Origin of the sequence: Streptomyces sp. NPDC091209 (assembly GCF_044757755.1) — a bacterium.
GTDB lineage: Bacteria > Actinomycetota > Actinomycetes > Streptomycetales > Streptomycetaceae > Streptomyces.
In genome coordinates this window covers 119,706-139,481 of sequence record NZ_JBIVVR010000010.1, presented here as the reverse complement: position 1 = coordinate 139,481, position 19,776 = coordinate 119,706, and the positions used below count along the sequence as shown (strand labels likewise).

16 protein-coding genes and 1 tRNA gene are annotated in these 19,776 nt (G+C 71.2%); 5 read left to right on the top strand and 12 right to left on the bottom strand.

Translation table 11 applies throughout. The features are described 5' to 3' along the window. The first annotated feature begins 73 nt into the window (after window positions 1-73). Both ACIQRL_RS27850 and ACIQRL_RS27845 read left to right on the top strand, forming a co-directional pair. Window positions 74-847 carry a sulfite exporter TauE/SafE family protein gene (locus ACIQRL_RS27850; RefSeq protein WP_401336705.1) on the top strand — a complete coding sequence of 258 codons (774 nt, stop codon included), beginning with the start codon at window positions 74-76 and terminating at the stop codon, window positions 845-847. A gap of 64 nt (window positions 848-911) precedes the next feature. Next, the gene (locus tag ACIQRL_RS27845; RefSeq protein ID WP_401336703.1) at window positions 912-1,667 is read left to right on the top strand and encodes a cobalt-precorrin-6A reductase; all 756 of its coding nucleotides are present in this window, start codon (window positions 912-914) and stop codon (window positions 1,665-1,667) included. 105 nt (window positions 1,668-1,772) lie between these two features. Here ACIQRL_RS27845 and ACIQRL_RS27840 read toward each other — a convergent pair whose 3' ends face one another. From ACIQRL_RS27840 to ACIQRL_RS27830, 3 genes are all read right to left on the bottom strand, one after another. Further along, window positions 1,773-3,857 (bottom strand): MDR family MFS transporter, encoded by a 2,085-nt coding sequence (locus ACIQRL_RS27840; RefSeq protein ID WP_401336702.1) that lies wholly within the window; start codon window positions 3,855-3,857, stop codon window positions 1,773-1,775. A gap of 76 nt (window positions 3,858-3,933) precedes the next feature. Next, a complete protein-coding gene (gene cobF, locus ACIQRL_RS27835) occupies window positions 3,934-4,704 on the bottom strand; it encodes a precorrin-6A synthase (deacetylating) (RefSeq protein ID WP_401336700.1) in 771 nt (256 codons plus the stop codon). Between the two features lie 102 nt (window positions 4,705-4,806). Continuing rightward, window positions 4,807-5,331 (bottom strand): DUF309 domain-containing protein, encoded by a 525-nt coding sequence (locus ACIQRL_RS27830; RefSeq protein ID WP_401336699.1) that lies wholly within the window; start codon window positions 5,329-5,331, stop codon window positions 4,807-4,809. Window positions 5,332-5,430: 99 nt separating this feature from the next. Between ACIQRL_RS27830 and ACIQRL_RS27825 the strand changes: the two genes are divergently transcribed. Further along, window positions 5,431-5,504: transfer RNA gene (locus tag ACIQRL_RS27825), tRNA-Pro, on the top strand. A 240-nt stretch (window positions 5,505-5,744) separates the two neighbouring features. Here ACIQRL_RS27825 and ACIQRL_RS27820 read toward each other — a convergent pair. From ACIQRL_RS27820 to ACIQRL_RS27780, 9 genes are all read right to left on the bottom strand, one after another. After that, window positions 5,745-7,649, bottom strand: coding sequence for an ArnT family glycosyltransferase (locus tag ACIQRL_RS27820; protein WP_401336697.1), 1,905 nt, complete (start codon window positions 7,647-7,649; stop codon window positions 5,745-5,747). A gap of 41 nt (window positions 7,650-7,690) precedes the next feature. Further along, window positions 7,691-8,770 (bottom strand): NlpC/P60 family protein, encoded by a 1,080-nt coding sequence (locus ACIQRL_RS27815; protein WP_401336696.1) that lies wholly within the window; start codon window positions 8,768-8,770, stop codon window positions 7,691-7,693. A 44-nt stretch (window positions 8,771-8,814) separates the two neighbouring features. Continuing rightward, complete coding sequence (locus ACIQRL_RS27810; protein ID WP_401336694.1) at window positions 8,815-9,297, bottom strand: poly-gamma-glutamate biosynthesis protein PgsC/CapC; 483 nt, start codon at window positions 9,295-9,297, stop codon at window positions 8,815-8,817. Further along, window positions 9,297-10,754 (bottom strand): poly-gamma-glutamate synthase PgsB, encoded by a 1,458-nt coding sequence (pgsB, locus tag ACIQRL_RS27805; RefSeq protein ID WP_401336692.1) that lies wholly within the window; start codon window positions 10,752-10,754, stop codon window positions 9,297-9,299. The genes ACIQRL_RS27810 and pgsB overlap by 1 nt, the downstream gene beginning before the upstream one ends. 15 nt (window positions 10,755-10,769) lie before the next feature. After that, a complete protein-coding gene (locus ACIQRL_RS27800; protein WP_401336690.1) occupies window positions 10,770-13,016 on the bottom strand; it encodes a HAMP domain-containing protein in 2,247 nt (748 codons plus the stop codon). Between the two features lie 255 nt (window positions 13,017-13,271). Next, window positions 13,272-14,579 (bottom strand): alpha/beta hydrolase family protein, encoded by a 1,308-nt coding sequence (locus ACIQRL_RS27795; protein WP_401336687.1) that lies wholly within the window; start codon window positions 14,577-14,579, stop codon window positions 13,272-13,274. Between the two features lie 582 nt (window positions 14,580-15,161). Further along, window positions 15,162-16,118: a hypothetical protein gene (locus tag ACIQRL_RS27790; RefSeq protein WP_401336685.1), complete on the bottom strand. Its 957-nt coding sequence runs from the start codon at window positions 16,116-16,118 to the stop codon at window positions 15,162-15,164. After that, window positions 16,115-16,777 carry a cytochrome b N-terminal domain-containing protein gene (locus ACIQRL_RS27785; protein WP_401336682.1) on the bottom strand — a complete coding sequence of 221 codons (663 nt, stop codon included), beginning with the start codon at window positions 16,775-16,777 and terminating at the stop codon, window positions 16,115-16,117. The genes ACIQRL_RS27790 and ACIQRL_RS27785 overlap by 4 nt, the downstream gene beginning before the upstream one ends. After that, the gene (locus ACIQRL_RS27780; protein ID WP_401336679.1) at window positions 16,774-16,962 is read right to left on the bottom strand and encodes a hypothetical protein; all 189 of its coding nucleotides are present in this window, start codon (window positions 16,960-16,962) and stop codon (window positions 16,774-16,776) included. Before ACIQRL_RS27780 ends, ACIQRL_RS27785 begins: the two co-directional genes overlap by 4 nt. Window positions 16,963-17,572: 610 nt before the next feature. Between ACIQRL_RS27780 and ACIQRL_RS27775 the strand changes: the two genes are divergently transcribed. Then, window positions 17,573-18,811, top strand: coding sequence for a CaiB/BaiF CoA transferase family protein (locus tag ACIQRL_RS27775; protein WP_401336676.1), 1,239 nt, complete (start codon window positions 17,573-17,575; stop codon window positions 18,809-18,811). Between the two features lie 42 nt (window positions 18,812-18,853). After that, complete coding sequence (locus tag ACIQRL_RS27770; RefSeq protein ID WP_401336673.1) at window positions 18,854-19,747, top strand: hydroxymethylglutaryl-CoA lyase; 894 nt, start codon at window positions 18,854-18,856, stop codon at window positions 19,745-19,747. The last annotated feature ends 29 nt before the right edge of the window (window positions 19,748-19,776 follow it).

Sequence of the window (19,776 nt, the reverse complement as noted above, 5' to 3'; positions counted from 1 at the left end):
GGGTGCCCCGCGGACCACCTCGCGGGACCCTCCTCACCCGGGCGAGTTGCGTGGGCATAACATCGGCCTCCGCATGAACATGATGACGCTCTGGCACATATCGACGGGGGAGTTCGCCGCGCTGGCCGCCGCGGCGCTGCTCGTCGGCTTCTCCAAGACCGCCGTCAGCGGCGCCAACACGGTCAGTCTGGCGGTCTTCGCCGCCGTACTGCCCGCCCGCGCCTCGACCGGTGTCCTGCTGCCCCTCCTGATCGTCGGCGATGTGCTCGCCGTCGCCACCTACCGGCGCCACGCCCACTGGCCCACCCTGTTGCGCCTGTTCCCGGCGGTCGCCGCCGGTGTCGTCCTCGGCACGGTGTTCCTGGTGTGGGCCGACGACGGGGTCGTACGGACCTCGATCGGCGCGACCCTGCTGCTGATGACCGGGATCACCCTGTGGCGCCGCCGGGCCGCCGCCCAGGACGAGGAACCCGACTCCGTCGTGACCCGTGCGGGCCGCGTCAGGGCACGTTCCTACGGTGTGCTCGGCGGGTTCACCACCATGGTCGCCAACGCGGGCGGCCCGGTCATGTCGATGTATCTCCTCTCGGCGGGTTTCCGAAAGCTCGGCTTCCTCGGCACCTCATCCTTCTTCTTCCTCATCGTCAACGTCTCCAAGCTGCCCTTCAGCGCGGGCCTCGGCCTGATCAACGGCCGTTCGCTGCTCCTTGACGCGGCCCTGGCCGTCTTCGTCGTGCCGGGGGCGTTCCTCGGGAAGTGGGCGGTGAAGCGCATCAACCAACTGCTCTTCGAACGCCTGGTGATCGCGGCGACGGTGGTCGGCGGGGTACAACTGCTGCTCCGCTGACTCCAGACCTCCCGACCTCCCGGGCGCCCGCGGTCCCCCGCCCCGTACCCCGTACGCTCGGTCCATGTCCCCGCACGTCCTCGTCCTCGGCGGCACCACCGAGGCCCGCGAACTCGCCGCCGAGCTGGCCGCGCGCCCCGGCGTGCGCGTGACGACTTCGCTGGCGGGCCGGGTGTCCCGGCCGGGAGCGCTCGAAGGGGACGTACGGACCGGGGGGTTCGGCGGGGCGGACGGACTCGCGCACTGGCTGCGCGAGCACCGGGTGGACGCCCTGGTCGACGCGACGCACCCTTTCGCGTCCGGTATCACCGCGAACGCGGCCCTGGCCGTGGCGGCGACCGGGACTCCCGCCGTGGTGCTGCGCCGCCCCGGCTGGCGCCCGGCCCCCGGTGACCGCTGGCACCCGGTGGGCTCCCTCGCCGAAGCCGCCGCGCTGCTGCCCGGGGTGGGCCGCCGCGTCTTCCTCACCACCGGCCGCCTCGGCCTCGCGGCCTTCGCGGAGCTCCACGGGCTCCACTTTCTCGTACGTTCGGTGGAGGCCCCCGAGCCGCCGCTGCCGCCGGACACCGAAGTCCTGCTCGCGCGCGGGCCCTTCACCGCGGACGACGAGAAGAGCCTGCTGCTCGGGCACCGCATCGACGTCCTGGTGACCAAGGACAGCGGCGGAGCCGCGACGGCGGCCAAACTGACCGCCGCCCGCGAGCTGGGCCTCCCCGTGGTCGTCGTACGCCGTCCGCCCCTGCCGAAGGGGCTGCGCGCGGTACCGGACGTCGCGTCGGCACTGGCCCTGCTGGACACGCCGACCCTCGGTCCGAACTGAGCGGCGGGCGGATCAGCGGCACGGTCCGCGGCACCTCGTTCTCGTCCACCGGTCTCAACTGGGCCCAGGTGTAGGGCTGTTCGCGGTCGTGCCGGGCACGGCCGGTCAGTTCGTGGTGGCCGACGCCAGTTCCGGGGTCCGGTCGGGCAGACCCTGGGTCAGATCCTCGACCAGCAGACGCTTGGCGATGGCGTCGACGGCGGCGCGCAGTTCCGCTCCGGACGGGCGGCCGACATCCTGCTCCACGCGCCCGGCGAGCCAGCGCCCCCAGGCCTCGCTGATCACCCGTGCCTCGCGCTCGCCCGCCGCGGTGTGCGAGAACAGCGAGCCGTGCCGGGTCAGATAGCCCTCCTCGACCATGCGGTTGAACACCGGGACGAGCACCTCGGGAGGCAGATGGCGCCGGGCCGCGATCAGCGCGAGGTTGGCGTGACCGACCATGCGGGTGAGCAGCTCCACCTGCATCACGGCCCAGGCGCCCGCCACATCGAGCCGGGTGTCGGAGTCGGAGACGATCCGGCGCGCGGTGTCCACCTCCGTGGTGCCGATGATTTTCGCGACCGAGAACTCCAGCAGCCGCTGGGAGTCCGCGGTGGACGGCGACGCGAAGCCCTCGCCCATGTCCGTCGACCCCATGCGCGCGCTGTCGCGCAGCTCCACCTGCTTGAGGAAGAGCGCCACGACGAAGCCGAGGAGCGCGACCGGAACCGTCCACAGGAACACTGTGTGAATGGTGTCGGCGTACGCGTCGACGATGGGTGCGGCCGCCTGGGGCGGCAGCCGGTGGAGCCCTTCCGGACTCTGCGCGGCCTTGGCGATGACGACGGGCCCGGCCGCGCCGGTCTCGGCGGCGGCCCTGACCCCGTCGGCCAGGTTGGGCTTCAGCGCGTTGGTGTAGATCGTGCCGAAGACGGCCGTACCGAACGAGCTGCCCAGCGTACGGAAGAAGGTGACCCCGGACGTCGCGGTGCCGAGGTCGGTGTACTCGACGGTGTTCTGCACGGCGATCGTCAGCACCTGCATGCACAGCCCGATCCCGGTGCCGAACACGAACATGTACAGGGACTCCAGCCAGGCCCCCGTGCCCGGTCCCATGCGTGACATCAGATACAGCCCGACCGCCATCACCAGGGAGCCGACGATGGGGAAGATCCGGTACTGCCCGGTCTTGCTGACCACGTTGCCGCTGAAGACCGACGCGATGAGCAGGCCCAGGACCATCGGCAGCGTGCGCACACCCGAGAGCGTGGCCGAGTTCCCGTCCACGTACTGCAGATACGTCGGCAGATAGGTCATCGCGCCGAGCATCGCGAACCCCACGATGAAGCTGAGGATCGAGCAGACCGTGAAGACCGGGTTGGAGAACAGCCGCATCGGCAGCATCGGTTCGGCCGCACGCGTCTCCACCCAGCAGAACAGGCCGAGCGCCACCAGACCGCCCACGAAGAGGCCGATGATGGCCGGCGATCCCCAGGCGTACTCGTTGCCGCCCCAACTCGTCGCCAGGATCAGGGCGCTGGCGCCGACCGCGACCAGCGCGATGCCCAGGTAGTCGATGACCGGCCGGGTCACCGACTTCACCACGGGGATGGTGCGGGCCGCCGCGATCACGACGACGATCGCGAGGGGCACGTTGATGTAGAACGCCCAGCGCCACGACAGATGGTCCGTGAACAGACCGCCGAGCAGCGGCCCGATGACCGTGGCCACACCGAAGACGGCACCGATCGCGCCCTGGTACTTGCCCCGCTCGCGGAGCGGGATGACGTCCGCGATCAGGGCCATGGAGGTCACCATCAGACCGCCCGCGCCGATGCCCTGCAACGCCCGCCAGGCGATCAGCAGGGTCATGTTCGTGGCGAGCCCGCACAGGAACGAACCGGTGATGAAGATGATGGCCGACGCTTGGAAGACCACCTTGCGGCCGAACAGGTCGCCGAACTTGCCGACCAGCACCGTCGCCACGGTCTCGGCCAGCAGGTACGCGGTCACCACCCACGACATGTGCGCGGCGCCGCCCAGATCCGACACGATCGTCGGCAGCGCGGTTCCCACGATCGTCTGGTCGAGCGCGGCGAGCAGCATGCCCAGCACGATCGTCGCGAAGACGATGTTGCGGCGGCGGTTGTCCAGCACCGGCGGTCCTGGTGCCCCCGCCGCGGGTGGCGCCGTGTCCTCCGTGATCGTCACAATCGTCACCCTCGCACCGCAGGGCTCCCCGTGCATGCGGGGCGACCCGCCCGGCGTACGGGGGAACGGGGCGTCCCTAGCGTCCCGGATTCCTGCGCAGCAGATAGGTGTCCATGATCCAGCCCTTGCGCTCCCGGGCCTCGGCGCGCAACCGCTCGATACGGGGAGCCGCTTCGGCCAGCGGACCGGAGGCGAGGATCTCGTCGGGTGTGCCGATGTAGGCGCCCCAGTAGATGTCGATGTCCTCGTCCGCGTACCGCCGGAACGTCTGATGGGCGTCGAGCATCACGACCACGTCGTCCACCCCCTCCGGGAAGCCCTCGGCGAGGCGCCGCCCAGTGGTGATCTGCACCGGCTGGGCGACCCGGTTCAGGCCCGTGCGGTGCCGGGCGACGAGCGCCGAGACACTGCTGATGCCGGGCACCACGTCGTACGAGAACTCCACCGCGCCCCGGTCCAGGATCTCCTCCAGGATGCCGAGCGTGCTGTCGTACAGAGCGGGATCACCCCACACCAGGAACGCGCCGCTCTCGCCCTCGCCCAGCTCCTCGGTGATCAGCCGTTCGTAGACGGCGGCACGGGCGCTGCGCCAGTCCCCGACGGCCGGTGAGTACGCCGAGCCGCCCGCGGTGCGGTCCCGGTCCGGGTCGCGGGCCTCGACCAGGCGGAACGCCCCCTCCGGCAGGTGCGCGTCGAGGATGTCGCGTCGGAGCTGGACGAGGTCCGACTTCACCTCGCCCTTGTCCAGGATGAAGAACACGTCCGTGCTCCTCAGCGCCTTGACCGCCTGCAGCGTGAGCTGATCGGGGTCGCCCGCTCCGATGCCGATGACATGAATCTTTCGCACACCCGGAGTCTGCCGTACGCCACTGACAGTGGACGCACCGCACCCGGCGGTGCCGGGCCGGGCAGTGGGGCGTACGAGAGCGGGTGCCGAGGGGTGCCCTCGTCAGGCGCCCCGGCCGCGCAGCCGTGGCGACGCCGCCGCCGCGTCGACCCGCCCGCCGTCGCGCTCCACGACCGTCGCCAACTCCCGGGCCCAGACGCTGAGTTCCGTGAGGTCCAGGTCGTGCGGCCGCGGCCGGCCGGTCCCCGATGTCCACTCCTCGACCGCCCCGGCGCCCCGCCGCAGCAGCCGTGCGCCGCCCGTCGCGTTTCCGCGGGCCGCGTGGGTGAGCCCCACGGCGAGCTGGGCCAGTCCCCGCCAGAGCCCGCGCTCGTCCCGCGGACCGGACTTCCAGGCGTCCTCGAAGACCTCGTGCGCGTGGAACGGCCTGCCCGCGTCCAGCAGCGCCTGCGCCTCGGCGACCGTCTCCCCGGGGCCGCGCACGACGCCCTCCGGCTGCCGCTCCACCCCGTCCACGCCGTACGGCAGGGGGCGCCCCAGTCCGTCGCGGGGGCGGGCGTTCCGCGCCCGCCCCTCGGTGTCCCGATCACGCCCGCCGTCCCGCCGCGTCTCAGATGTCCCGGTCATACGCCGATTGTCGCGCGCCCCGTCCCCCTGCGGAGCAGTCTCCGGCGTGGGGTAAAGTTCTGTTCGCACGATCACGCGGGTCACCGCGGGTGAAAGCATCGGGACGTGGCGCAGCTTGGTAGCGCACTTGACTGGGGGTCAAGGGGTCGCAGGTTCAAATCCTGTCGTCCCGACTTTTCGAAGTCGCAGGTCAGGGGCCGTTTTGGGGAAATCCGAAACGGCCCCTGAGCCGTTCCCGGGGACCCGCCCGCGACCCGTCGGCGACCGGCTTCCCCGACCGCGTCGGCGGGCGACGACGATCGGGTGCGCAAGGGATCTCGGCCGCCCGGCTGACCGAGGTGGGCGGCGAGCTCACCGAGGGAGGCGGCGAGAGGGAGATCCCCGAGCCGGGACGGCCGCGAGGGCCGGGTATCTCACCCCTTCGGGTTGCAGTCGTAGAGGGACAGGGAGCCGTCGGCGCGGCGGCCGTAGGCGGAGGGCCGGACGCGGGTGCAGTGGGACTTCACCCAGGTCGTGGCGGCCGTGCCGGGGCGCTTCGTGGTGAGCAGCGCGTAGCGGAGCTGGTGGGTCGTGACGAGCGTGCCGAGCTGCCGGGCGCTCGGGTAGGGGGTGAGGCCGGTGAAGCCGCCCATCACGAGCAGGGGCTCGGACTTCGCGCGCAGCAGGGGCTCGGCGGAGTAGGCGGCCTGGGTGGCGAGCAGGAATTTCTCGCCGTGGCGGCGCGCGGTGAGGTAGCGGAGCAGGGCGGTGTCACGGGCGCTCGGCTGGTCGAGCCCCACTCTGGCGACGGCGCGGTGGTGCTGGACGGCCGCGTCGTACGCGAGACCGACCGGACCGGCCGTCGGCGAGGTGGAGGCGCCCGCGTACAGCGGGTCGAGGCAGGCGAAGGCCCAGCCGGCCGGGACGACCAGCATGGCCGCGATCCCGGCGGCGAGGGCGCTGTGGACCATCCGCGGGGCGGTGCGGGGCCCGCGGATCCACAGGCCCGCCGCGCCGCATATCGCGAGCATCCCGGCGATCGGCAGCAGCCAGGAGACGAAGCGGGTGGGCCAGTCGAGCACCAGCGCCCACACCGTCGTCAGCACGATCGCCGCAGGCAGCGCCACGCGCCGTCGGCCGCCCCCGTCGTACTCCGAGCGGAAGAGCTGGAGGCCGCCCCCGACCAGCGCGGCGATCGCCGGGGCGATGACGGCGGTGTAGTAGGCGTGGTTGCCGTTGGAGGCGCTGAACACCAGCGCGTGCATGGCCAGCCAGCCGCCCCAGAGCAGAAATCCCGCGCGCAGCGGGTCGGTCCGCGGTTGCCCGGCGCGCCAGACGACGCCCAGCACCCCGGCGAGCACGGCGAGCGGCAGGAACCAGGCGACCTGGGGACCGACCGTGTGGTTGATCAGCATCGTCCAGCCGGTGTTGCCGCTCGTGCGGCTGGCGGCGGTTCCCGCGACGGCACCGAACGCGGTCGCGTTGCCGCTGAAGCGGCTCATGCCGTTGTAGCCGAAGACGAGGGCGAACGGACTGTTGTTGGACGTTCCGTCGAGGTACGGGCGGTCGGCGGCCGGTGTCACCCAGGCGAGCAGCACCCAGGAACAGGAGACCGCCAGCGCGACCGCACCGGCCGACGCCGACCGCAGGGCCCTCTTCAACGGCGTTCCGGGCGCGACGAGTTGATAGACCAGGGCGAAGACCGGCAGCACCAGCCACGCCTGCAGCATCTTGGCCTGGAAAGCGAGCCCGACCCAGACCCCGCAGATGATCAGCGGCTGCAGCCGCTCGGTGCGCACCGCCTTCTGCAGTGCTCCGGCGGCCGCCACCAGCAGCAGGGTGAGCGCGGTGTCCGGGATGGTGGCCCGGGTGAGGACCACGGTGACCGGGGTCAGAGTGAGCGCCAGCGCGGCGATCAGCGCGGCGAAGGGCCCGGCCCAGACCCGTACGATCCGGTGCAGCAGCCAGACGGTGAGCACGCCCTCCACGACCTGCGGAAGCGCGGCCGCCCACGTGTGCGGGCCGAAGAGCCAGACGGAGACGGCCTCGGGCCAGAACGCGCCGGGGAGCTTGTCGATGGTGATCGAACCACTGGCGTCGAGCCCGCCGTAGAGGAAGGCGCGCCAGCTCCCGGCCATCGACCGTGTCGCCGCGCCGTAGAAGGGGTGGAGCGCTGCGTGCCCGATGCCCCAGGAGTACAGCACCAGGGCGGTGACCAGCACCGCGGCGAGTGCCGGGTGCTCCCAGCGCTGGACGGCTTCCGGTCGGACGGAGCGACGGTCGTTGGCCCGTCGGCTTCGGCGTGCGCCGGTGGGCTGGGCGGCGGGGATGGTGGCCATGACGATGGTCCTCGGATCAGCGGACGGGTGAGGCGGCGTGTTCACAGGCGGCGGGCCGCCCTGAACCCGCGGGCGTAGAAGTCGGTGCCGTCCAGCAGCGAGCGGCCCGACAGGTCGCCCATGGTCGGGCCGTTGGCGGCGGAGCGGCTGGAGTAGAAGCGGTGCCGGCCCTGGTCGTCGAGGCCCAGGTACATGCCGCAGTGGTCGATGAAGTTCGGCCGGTCCTTGATGATCGCGAAGAAGACCAGGTCCCCGGGCTGCAGGATGCCCAGTTCGGTGGGCTGTGTATTGGTGTGGGGGATCACCAGGCTGCCGGGACCGTAGGCGGCGATGGCGAAGGCGCGGCGCGGCAGGCCGGCGCCCTTGGTGTTGGTGTTGTGCAGCGGCAGACCCATGCGGTAGCCCCACACCAGGCGCTGGAAGCCGGAGCAGTCGACATCGCCGTAACGGGCCTGCTCCGGCTGCGCCCTCGTGCCGTCCGAGAAGGTCCAGGGGGTGCCCAGATAGTCGTAGAAGTCGGACTGCTCGTCGTGGTAGGCGAAGTCCAGGGGGCTGCTGACCTCCTGGTTGCGCGGGCCGAAGTGCGCGGTGCCCGCGTAGCGCACGCCGGCGCCGTTGTGCTTGTCGGGCGCCCCGGCGCTGCTGTACTCGAACGCCACGGCGAAGACGTCCGGTGCGGTGTCGCCGAGCGTCTTGCCGAACCAGCCCTTGAACCAGGCGGACTTCTCCATGCCCTGCTGCCACGTGTGCGGCAGCACCCGTACCCAGGCGTTCGTGGTCACCTTGGAGGTGGTGGTCCGTGCCTCGCTGAAGTGGCGGGTGGGCCCGGCGAGTACGGCGGTACGGGCACCGTCGGTGAAGGTGGCGAGCGTGTCGCCGTCGGAGCCGCGGACGACGGTGCGGCCGGGGTCGGACAGCCGCTCGAAGGTGTGGCTCCCGGACCGGGAACTCACGCCGCTGTCGGCGCCGTTGCCGCCGACGCCGCTGCTGTCGGCGCCTCCGTGCCCGTGGCGGTTCCAGGCGTAAGCGCCGGCCACCCCGGCGGCCGCCACGCCCGCGACCGTCCCGAGCACGGCGCGCCGAGTCGGACCGTTGCGCCTGCCGTGGGGTTGAGAGTGCATGGCCGGTGCTCCTTGAGAGTGTGGGTTTGAGGGCGGAGACTAGCTCAGGCGGTGGGGAGGGCGCCGAGCAACAGCCCGACGATCAGTACCACATACGTGGCCAGCGTCACCGCCGTGGTCGAGATGAGGGTGGCCCCCAGCGGCTGGCGGACCATCTGGTAGGAGACCAGACCGGGGACGATGAAGCCGAGCGTCTGTGACGTGTACAGCAGGGGGAACTCGTGGTTGAGGGCGAGCATCACGGTGGTCTGCATGAGTACCGCGCACAGCACCACGGCGGCGAACAGCCGCTTGCCGTAGAGGATCACCGTGCGCTGCAGCAGTTTCGTCATGAAGTAGGTCAGCGCCGAGACGCCGACCATCAGCGCCGCCATCTGCACGTCGGTGACGAGCGTGAGGGCGATCCAGCCAGGGGTGATCATCCCCCCGGGCGAGAGGTTGGTGGTCAGGTAGCAGACGAGCGAGAAGACCAGCCCGAGGGCGATCCCGAGCGCGGCGGTCTGTGCGGTGAGGTTGGCGGGGATCACTAACGGTTCCTCGGAGACTGGTGGGGATCGTAGGCGTGGTGCAGGTCGTCCTCGGTCCGCTCGCCGTCGGTGCGGTCGTGGCGGGCGGCGAACCGGCGGGCGAGCTCGCGCTGTCCCGGGACGTGGAAGGAGTGCGTCGTCTCCAGCGGCGCCACCCAGCTGTACGGCTCGGGGGCGGGGGGCCGGGACAGCGCCATCTGGCGGGGAAGCGCGAACTGCATCGTCTCCTGGTCCAGGCCGTCGCCGGCGGGAACGGCGGCGAGCTCGTCCTCGGAGTCGTCCAGCGGCAGTTCGGCGAGGCAGTCCAGGAACAGCTCGCCCTGGCCGTGGATGTTGCCGATCGCGACCAGCGAGGCGACGGGGCCGAGTTCGGCGAGGATCGCCGCGGTCAGTTCCTCGGGGTCCCGGCGGTCGCCACCGAGGTCCACCACCCGCCCGGTGAAGCCGGCCGGGATGGCGTCGCGGGCGCTCTTGGTCGGGTGGCCGATCAGGAAGACCGCCTCCGGGGCGAGGTCGGGGACGATCGTGCCCATCTGGCCGTTGCGTTCCACCCGGTCCGGGCGGCAGTTGATGATCACGTTGAGCGGCTGCCTGATCGCGCCCAGATCCTTGAGCTGCTTGACGTTCATCAGCGTCGATTCGGGGTCGTTGGCCGCGAAGACGTTGGCGAAGCGCAGCCGCTTGCCCTCGGGCGTGACGTAGCGCTCCACCGACAGCACGCCCGGGTCGGGGGGTGCGTCCCACATGCCCTGCAACGCGGTCTGCCGTTCCACACCGAGCAGTTCGGCGACGGCGAGCGCGATCGCCACGTTCTCCTTGAAGGTGAACCAGCTGAAGCCGCGCAGTTCGGCGTCGCTCACCGACTCCGGATCGACCGAGACCAGACGGCAGTTCCGCTTGTCGGCCTCCTGCTGGAGGATGTGCAGACGGTCCTTCTCCGCCGTCACGCACACCCCGCCGATCGGCATCGAGCGGGAGAGCGAGCGGGCCACGTCGTCCAACGTCGGCCCCATCTCCTCCAGATGGTCCTCGCGGACGTTGCACAGGACGCCGATGGTGGAGCGGATGAGCTTCTCCTGGTTGATCTCCTGCAGTGCGGGCATCACCGCCATGCACTCGATCACCAGGGCGTGCGGGCGGTAGGTCGCCGCCCGCCGCACGATGCCGATCTGCTCGACGATGTTGGACAGCCCGAACTTGCGGTAGACCGGCTCCTCGGTGGCGTCCGGATGGATGAACCGGGCCGCGGTCCCGGTGGTCTTGGCCACCGTGACCAGGCCGCCGCCGCGCAGCGCGCCCGCGCACAGCCGGGTGATCGAACTCTTGCCGCGGATGCCGTTGACCAGCACCCGTGTCGGTATCTGGTTCAGCGAGTCGAAGTGCCGCCTCTGTTCCACGATTCCGGCGACCCACAGCGCGGCGCAGCACAGCAGGACGATGACATAAAGGAAGAGCACGCCGAATCCGTTCTTCTACCGCTGGAGTGTGTTCTCGGGCCACGACTGGAAGAGGTCGGCGGGCTGTGCGGACCTGTCCGCCCGGCCGCGTTCCGCCAGGGCCTGGCGGATCAGCTCCAGGCTGCGGGTGACCGAGCCGACCTCGTCGTGGTTGACCGGGTGCAGCACGGTACGGCGGTCCCCGCCCGCGAGCTTCTCGATGAGCGCGGCGACCGATCGCAGCGGCCGGAACACCACGACGTGCAGCCAGCCCAGGCAGGCCGCGCCGAACGCGAGGCCCAGGATCCCGGCGAGCATGGTGCGCTGCTGGGCCTGCACCGCGGGGAGTTGGAGCGCCGCCGCGGGCTCCGCGGTCACCACGCGCCAGCCGAGGCGTGCTGTCGGGCCGTTCTGAGCCAGCGGCGCGGCGGCGTCGACCGAGGGGCCGGAGGACGAGGAGAGCACCGTCGACGTCGCGGTGCCCGCGGTGCCGGGGGCGCTCTGCGCGGCCCGGGCGAGGCGGGTCAGGCCGGCGTCGGGCAGCGCCTGGAAGGCGCGGTAGCCCAGGCTCGCCGCCAGCACCCTGCAGTCGGCGTCCGTGACCCACACGCTGCCCAGATGGGGTCTGGCCAGGGTGGAGTTGAGCGTCTTCACGTCGATCTCGCCGAAGAGGACCACGCCGGCCGCCCCGGTCTTGCCCTTGACCGCCCGGACCTGGGCGTAGGCGGCGATGGCCGGTATCCGGCCCGAGGTGTTGACCGTGGTGACCCCGCCGCCGTCGGGTACATGGACGAGGGTGCGCAGCGGTGTGTCTCCGACCCGGAGGGTGATGGCGCCGGAGCGGTCCAGGAGGTAGAGCGAGCGGTACTGCTTGTGCTTGGTGAGAGCGTGCCGCAGATCGTCGGTCTGGGCGGCCCGGTTCTTGCCCGGCAGGCTTGTGGCCACGTCGCTCAGGTCGGCGTATGACTGGTCCAGCGACTGCCGGACACGGTTCGCCGCGAGCTCGGCGCGCGCCTGCTGGTTGGCGATGACCGGTGCCGGAACCGAGGTCGCGGTGTCCGCCCGGTTCAGTACGAAGATCATCGGTACCGCCCAGCCGGCCACCAGCAGCAGGACGAACGCGGCCAGCGCCCGGTAGCCCGGTCCGCGGGGTGCCGGGAACTCCTGCGGGCCGCTCTCGCCGAGCAGTTGCCGGCGCAGTGACTCCAACGCCCGTCCGATCCGGGCCAGTTCCCCGAAGCCGTGTACCGGGACGGGCCGGGAGAGCTCCGCCGTCTCGGCCGGCCCGTCCTCGGTCGCGCCCCGGGCCAGGCGTCCGGCGGACAGGTACAGCCGCAGCAGCGGGCGCTGCACGAGGAGGTTCAGCACCAGCCCGAGCAGCAGCGCGATACCGGCCAGCGCCCCCGCGGCCTCGAGCGCGAAGCTCGAGTAGTCGGCGGCGGCTGTGGTGGCGGGCACCGCGCGGGAGGTGAGGACCACCAGGCCGAGGCCGTCGGTGTCGCCCGGACCGGTCGTCGAGGCGACCTGGGCCCAGCCGGCCACCGTGGGCCGAACGCCCGTGGCGGAGCCCGTCAGGCTTCCGGAGGCGTCGGAGTCCCGGCCCGACGCGCTCGCGGCGCGGGACGCCGTCCCGGGCAGAGCGCTGTCGGCCACGGCCGGCGACGCCACGCCGCGGGACGTGGTGACGAGCGCCTTGCCGCTCGCGTCCAGCACTTGGGCGGTGCGCCCGTCGCCGAACGTCGTGAGGGCGGGGAGCGCCTCGGAGACCACCAGCAGCCACTGCCGCTCGGTCGGGACCTGGTTCTGGTCCTGGTTCGCGTCCACGGCCTGCGCGGGCAGCGTGACCCTGGCGAAGTACAGCAGCCGCCGCGCCCCGTTCGAGGTCACCAGCCGGGGCGGGATCCCGCCGCGCCCGGACGTGAGCTGTGCGGCGTCCACCCCGGCCAGCGACACCGACTCGCCACCGGACGCCAGCAGTTTGCCGGTGTGCGCGTCGAGCAGAGCGCCGCCGAGGTCCGCCTTGTTCGCGGCGGTCAGCGCCTTGAGCGTGCTCGCGGGTGTCGGGGTGCCGGTCGCGGTGTAGGCCTCGGCCGTACGGCGTACCGTGCTCGCCTCGACGTCGATCGTGGTACGCACCGACAGCGCGGTGTCTGCGGCGATCTGCTGTTCCGAGTTCAGCACGGCCGGCGGCACACGCTCGGAATGGACGTCACCGAGGCCGACGACGGTCAGGACGGCGACCGCGAGAAGCAGCAGGACGAGCAGGACGATCGGCGGGCGCACACCGCCGAGGAGCGGCATGTCGGCGCGGCGGCGGACTCGGTGTCGGCGCGGCGCCCGGGACTCGGTGGGCAGGGCAGCGGTTCCTCTCTCAATGGGCGCCTAGCGCAGAAGAGTTCGATAGGTCGAACTGTCACTCTAGTGTCCGGGGAACACATCTCCGTCACAGCTTCGTACTACTGTTGTACGAGTGTGGTGTTTCCCGGCCACATCGAAGGGCGGACCCCGTTCAACGGAGCCCGCCCTGGGGACGCGCGGTCAGCGGACGAAGGAGATCTCCGGGTACTTCTTGTCCGGCCCGTCGAGCAGGGTGCTGTGCTGTTTGCGCAGCGTCTGGTCGAAGAAGGCGGCGAGGTACGTGCGTTGGACGGCGATCGCGCGGTTCGGGTCGATCGTGCCGTACTGCTGCTGGAGTTGGGCCTGGGAGAGCCCGAGCAGGCCCGCCTCCTGGTGGACCATGGCCTCGTTGTCGCTGAACGCGAGGTGGGCCGCGCCGTGGAGTTGGATGTCGACCCGGTAGCCCTTGAGGTGCGACCACATGGTGCGCCAGGAGCTGTCGGTGTTGCGGTTGTGGGTGCCGGAGCTGAAGAGCATGAACGGGCGGTCCAGGTCCTTGCTCGGCGCCGTGCCGAAGAACTGTCCGTCCAGGTTGGCGCCGGCGGCAATGCGGTGGTCGAGCTGCATGGCGGTGTCGACCGCGGCACCGCCCAGTGACCAGCCGAACATGCCGATACGGGACATGTCCACGGCCTTCGTCAGACCGGTGGGGAGCGTGGCCTTTCCGGCGTCCGGGTTGCCGCCCTTGCTGAGCGTGCCGAGCTGGTCGATGACGTACTTGATGTCGGCCGCGCGCACCTTGAGCGTGTCGGAGGAGTGCGATCCGGCCGGCATCCGGTTGGTCTCGACCCGGTTCCCCGGGAACTGCACCTCGTTGGCGTCGTGGGTGTGGTCGACGGTGACGACGAGGTAGCCGCGGCTGGCGAGGTCCTGGACGAGCGCGGTGCCCATCGCGCGGTCGGAGTGCAGCCCGGTAGAGAACAGCAGGACGGGCAGCTTGCCGAGCTTGGTGTCCACCGGGGCGAGGACATGGCCCGCGGTCGTCGGCAGGGTCACCTGCTGCGGCGACAGGCCGCGCGAGGCGAGGAAGCGCGCGCCCGAGAGCGACGGCATCCACGGTGCCTGGTAGTGCCCGGAGGGGGAGGCGGTCGGGTACCAGAGCGAGACCATCAGCTCGCGCTTCGTGCCGGCCACGTACGGGTCCGTACGCGACTTGTCGACCAGGTGCAGGCCGACCATGCCCACGCTGTGGCTTCCGGTCGGCGCGGGAAGGGTGAGCTTGAGCGGGGACGACTTCAGGGTGTTGGCCGAGAAGGTGGTGGGGCCGACGGCCTTGTACTGGCTGGGAGCCTCGTCGTTCTCGGGCGCCCAGGGCGCCTTCGGGTCGGGCGTGGCCTCGGGGGTCTCGGGCTTGCCGTGCGTCGTCTCGGCGGCCATCGCCGGCGTCGTCATCCCCGCACCCAAGGCGACGGCGATCGCACTGGCCGTGCTGACCGCGCTGGCGATCACTTTTCCTCGTTGCCGCGGGCGGCGGTGTTTCATGGAACCCCTCGTGGGTCAGTGATCGCGGAACAGGCGATCGACTGCCGCACACGGTACCGTCGTTGGCGGGCCGACGGATCGGCGCACCCTTGTTTACGGCGCACTTGACCGGACGGACGGCAAGTCCCGTTCCACGTCTGCAAATACGGGTCCGGAGCCCGGCCGGCCCACTGACAACGCACCTCCGCCGGAGGCGCGCCCTGACCGGTGGTGGTTTCCTTACTGCCTTTTGCGAATGCGACTTCACGACTAGTCGGGCGAACAGCGCTGCACGGCGTACGGGGTGGGATCGCGTCCCTGCCAGGGTCTGTCGTCGTGGCCTCACGGTCGCCGTGCCGACCTCAGCCGCCGCTTTGAGGCCGTGATGGCGCCTCGCCAAGGGGTCGCAGGGGCAAATCCTTTCGTCCCGCAAGGAGTTCGCCCCATCGGCGACGACGCCCAGGCCCAGAGGCGACAGGTCGGCCGTCCGGCGGTCTCCGGGACACGATGGCCAAGAGGGTGGCACTCGTCTCGCGCGGCCGGTGGACGGCCGAACGGGACCTGACCGGGTCAGCGGGGCGGCCGCTGGGTGCGGTAGTAGTCGCGCCAGATGAGCCGGTGCACCCGGGTCCACCGCGGGATCGACCTGACGCCGGGGATGAAGGGGACCAGGATCAGACCCAGGCTCAACAGGGCCATCAGTCCCCAGATCAGGGCATCGGCGTTGTCGGAGCTCTTGAACGGCTCGATCTGGTACCAGAAGGTGTAGAGCCACAGCCAGGGCTGGCCGGGATAGTTGCCGGTCTCGTTCATCATGCCCCACTGGTCACCGGCCAGGTGCCGGCTCTGGGCGAGGTCCGCGAAGTAGTTGCCGTCGCCGAGGAAGAGCAGCGGGCGGGTGTAGTCCGTCTGGTAGAACTGGCTTCCCTCGGTGAGCAGTTCGCCGTCGAGCGCGCCCGACCGGGCGAGTTCCAGCAGCCGGGCCATCAGGACCGGGACCGGGCCGTAGGCGCCCGGGGCCACCCGCGCGGGGTTGCCGTTCGGGGCTTTGCCCAGCGCGTCGGAGTAGGCGGAGGTCCACGCCTGTTGCCGGCCCGGGGATGCGGCATTCCATACCGCGAGGGCCTTGATGACGAGGGGCGGCTCGGGAGCCCGGCGCAGCGGCTGGATGACGAAGTCCTCGGCGGTATCGATCGGGATGTGCACGCCCGCGAGGCGCTGCAGACTGACCGGCCCGATCTTCTGTCCGGCTCCCGGTGTGTGGTTGTACGGCGGGCCGTACTGCGCGGTGCCGCTGGTGCCGCCGAGCTCGGACACGGCGGTGGCGGTGAAGTCGGCCGAGTCGGCGCGCGACCAGGAACCGAGGGTGACGGGAGGGTCGTCGGGGGAGGAGAACAGCGCGGCGAGCCCGACGGTCAGCAGGGCGACCAGGACCAACGCGATGGTGACCTCTTTGACCAGGTCGTAGGGCCGGGTCGGGAACTCCGAGGACTCGGGTGTGTCGGTCCGGCGGGCTTCGCGGGTCACGCTCGCTCCTGCTGCTCGGGCGGGACATGGTCGGCGCCGGGCGTCGGGGCGTCGATGGGCGGCACGATGCCGCGCAGCCGTACCAGCAGCACGTGCCATCCGCTGAGCAGACAGATCACGAGGGGGAACAGCACGACGTGCCACATCAGCATCTGGCCGAAGTCGAGGACGTTCCAGAACGCGCCGATGCCCACCGCGTTCATGCCGTCCTTGGCCTGGTCCGAGATCCACTGCGAGTCGAAGTTCTGCTGCACCACGTAGCCGGAGAGCGCCGTGCCGATGGAGGTGAGGAAGATGACCACGCCGGTCATCCAGGTCAGGGCGCGCCGGCCGCGCCAGGCGGCCATGAAGAACTTCGCCCACAGGTGGAGCACCAGGACGAACATGAACAGCTCGACGCTCCACAGGTGCAGGCTGTTGACGTACTTCCCGACCGAGGAGACGTGCCACCACGCGGGCCCCTTCAAGGCCAGCAGGCCCCCGCTGACGAGAACCACGGCCAGGGAGGAGACCGTGAGGACGCCGAAGACGTACACCCACGAGGCCATGTAGACCGGCTGGCTGTCGGGCAGCAGTTTCTCCGGCGGCAGCGCCCCGACCAGCCGGCGGCGTACCGCGGCCGTCCAGCCGTGCTCCGGAGTCCGGGCGTCGGTGCTCATCCGCGGCGCCGTCCGTGTGGGAAGGGCAGCAGCAGCGCGAGCGCGAAGATGACGACCATCAGGGCGATCACCACCAGGTTGGCGACGGAGATCTGCACCACGCCCCAGTGGATGTAGTGCCCGGTGCCGTTGAGGTCGACCGGTGCGGCCAGGGTGTGTGCGTTGTCGTTTCCGGATCCGGCCACAGGCCCCGGCCTCCTCGATCAGTCCGACGTGACCGGCGGGCTCGGCGCCCCCGGGACGGCGGTTCGGCGACACGGGCCGAATGGGGCGGCCCGCGGCGGGTGAGGCATCGCCGGCACTTCGGCGCGGCTCCCACAGCACAGCTCAGCCTCGGGCCTCGGTGCTCCGCCGCGGACGAGGCGCCGCCGGGTTCAACCCGTTGGGCCGAGCGACCTGCCCGCACCCGGGCGAATGCCGGAACGCGCAGGACGGGGCAGAGGCCCGGGCGGTGACCGATGTCGGATGTCGAAGGATCGGCCTCGCCGACCGCCGGCCGGCTGCCGCACCCGAGCAAGAAGCGCAGCCGTCCGGTACGGCTGATCTTCGCTTCGTGCGTGGCGCTGATCTCGTCCGTGGCGCTCTCGGCCGTCCCTGGCCCCCTCCCGTGGACGCAGGCGCCGCGACCTGGTGTCCACCACGCGAGATTGCACACAATCCATCGTGTCCATTCAGCGAGGGAAGGGCTATGGTGCCTGGGCAGAGGCAATGAGGCCTCGATCGGCAATCCGAAGTTGTGTACAAGCCGGCGACGGGTGCCCGATGTGCGTGATGTGGGCGAGAGGTGGACATCCCATGGCTGACGACCAGCAGAGCGGCTCCCGGCAAGCGACGGCGGCTGCCCAGGGGCCTTTGGCGGGGGTGCGGGTCGTAGAGACGGGCTCGCTCATCGCGGGGCCGTTCTGCGGACAGTTGCTCGGCGACTTCGGGGCCGAAGTGATCAAGGCCGAGGACCCCGGCAACGGCGACCCGATGCGGCAGTGGGGGAGCAACCTCCCGCAGGGCCTCTCGCTGACCTGGCCGATCATCGCCCGCAACAAGAAGTCGATCACCTGCGACCTGCGCAGGCCCGAGGGACAGCAGCTGCTCCGGGACCTGCTCGCCACGGCCGACGTGTTCATCGAGAACTTCCGGCCGGGCACCCTGGAGCGCTGGGGTCTCGGACCCGCGGAACTCGCCGAGCTGAACCCCCGGCTCGTGGTCACCCGGGTCACCGGCTACGGCCAGGACGGCCCCTACTCCCGGCGCGCCGGATTCGGCTCCATCGGTGAGGCGATGGGCGGCCTGCGGCACATCACGGGGGAACCCGACCGCGCGCCCAGCCGCACCGGCATCTCGATCGGCGACTCGCTGGCCGGCACCTTCGCCGCGCTCGGCACCGTGATGGCCCTGTTCTCCCGTGAGCACACCGGCCGGGGCCAGGTCGTCGACTCCGCGATCTACGAAGCCGTGCTGGCGATGATGGAGTCGATCCTGCCGGAATGGGAGCTGAGCGGGTCGCGGCGCGAGCGCACCGGGTCGGTGCTGCCGGGCGTCTCGCCCAGCAACGTGTATCCGACCCGCGACGGCTCGGCCGTCCTCATCGCCGCCAACCGGGACACGGTGTTCAACCGGCTGGCCGAGATCATGGGCAAGCCGGAGTGGCAGACCGACGAGCGGTTCGGTACCCATGCCGCCCGCGGTGAGCACCAGACCGAGCTCGACAAGCTGGTCGCCGAGTGGACCCAGGAGCAGGACTCCGAGGCGCTGCTCGACCTCCTGCACGAGAGCGGGGTGCCGGCCGGGCTGACGTACACCGCGCAGGACATGTTCGCCGACCCGCACTTCGAGGCCCGGCAGACGATCGTCCGGCTGATGCACGACAAGCTGGGCTCCTTCCCGATGCAGAACGTCGCCCCCAGGCTGTCCGGGACCCCCGGCGCGGTGCACACGCTCGGCCCGGAACTGGGACAGCACAACGACGAGGTGTACGGCGGAATCCTCGGCCTCGACACCGCGGCCCGCGCCCTCCTGCACGAGCAGGGCGTCATCTAGCCGATCGGCCGCAGTCCCGGGGCAAGGAGAGGAGACACCCCCGTGAGCGTCAGAATCTGTGAAGTGGGTCCGCGTGACGGACTCCAGAACGAACCCGAACACCTGAGCCCGCGGCAGCGCGCGGACTTCGTCGACCGGCTGTCCGCCACCGGTGTCGACCGCATCGAGATCGCCAGCTTCGTCAATCCCGCCCGGGTGCCGCAGATGGCCGGGGCGGAAGAGGTCTGCGCCGCGGTGGAACCCGTCGACGGCGTCGGTCTCGCGGCGCTCGTCCTCAACCAGCGCGGCTACACCCGGCTCGCGGAGACCCGGTGCGACGAGGCCCGTATGGCCTTCTGCGTCACCGAGACCTTCAACCGGCGCAACCAGGGCCGCAGCGTCGAACAGTCGATCGCCGAGGCGGCCGACATCGTCGCGGCGGCCCACGCGGACGGCCGCCGGGCCAGTGTCACGCTGGCCGCGTCGTTCGGCTGTCCGTTCGAGGGGACGGTCGACCCGGGCCGCGTGCTGGCCATCGCCGAGCGGGTCGCCGCCACCGGCGCCGACGAACTCGTCTTCGCGGACACCATCGGCGTCGGGGTGCCCCACCAGGTGACCCGGCTGCTCACCGGTGCGGCAGGGCTCGGCATCCCGCTCGGCCTGCACCTGCACAACACCCGCAACACCGGCTACGCCAACGCCTACGCGGGAGTGGAAGCCGGCGTGTCGGTCCTGGACAGCTCCGTCGCGGGCATCGGCGGCTGCCCCTTCGCGCCGAAGGCGACCGGTAACATCGCCACCGAGGACCTCGTCTACCTGCTCGAAGGGCAGGGCGTGGACACCGGCATCGATCTCGACGCGCTGTTGTCCACCGCAGCGTGGATCACGGAGGTCCTCGGCAGGCCGCTGCCGGGACAGTTGCTGCGTGCCGGACGGTTCCCCGCGCCCACGCGATGACCCGACGGGACGGTCGCGCGCCTCTGTTC

Excerpts from the sequence above, each read along its gene's own strand:
- ACIQRL_RS27850 (WP_401336705.1), top strand. The coding sequence starts at position 74 with ATGAACATGATGACGCTCTGGCACATATCGACGGGGGAGTTCGCCGCG.
- ACIQRL_RS27845 (WP_401336703.1), top strand. The coding sequence starts at position 912 with ATGTCCCCGCACGTCCTCGTCCTCGGCGGCACCACCGAGGCCCGCGAA.
- ACIQRL_RS27830 (WP_401336699.1), bottom strand. The coding sequence starts at position 5,331 with ATGACCGGGACATCTGAGACGCGGCGGGACGGCGGGCGTGATCGGGAC.
- ACIQRL_RS27820 (WP_401336697.1), bottom strand. The coding sequence starts at position 7,649 with ATGGCCACCATCCCCGCCGCCCAGCCCACCGGCGCACGCCGAAGCCGA.
- ACIQRL_RS27815 (WP_401336696.1), bottom strand. The coding sequence starts at position 8,770 with ATGCACTCTCAACCCCACGGCAGGCGCAACGGTCCGACTCGGCGCGCC.
- ACIQRL_RS27785 (WP_401336682.1), bottom strand. The coding sequence starts at position 16,777 with ATGAGCACCGACGCCCGGACTCCGGAGCACGGCTGGACGGCCGCGGTA.
- ACIQRL_RS27775 (WP_401336676.1), top strand. The coding sequence starts at position 17,573 with ATGGCTGACGACCAGCAGAGCGGCTCCCGGCAAGCGACGGCGGCTGCC.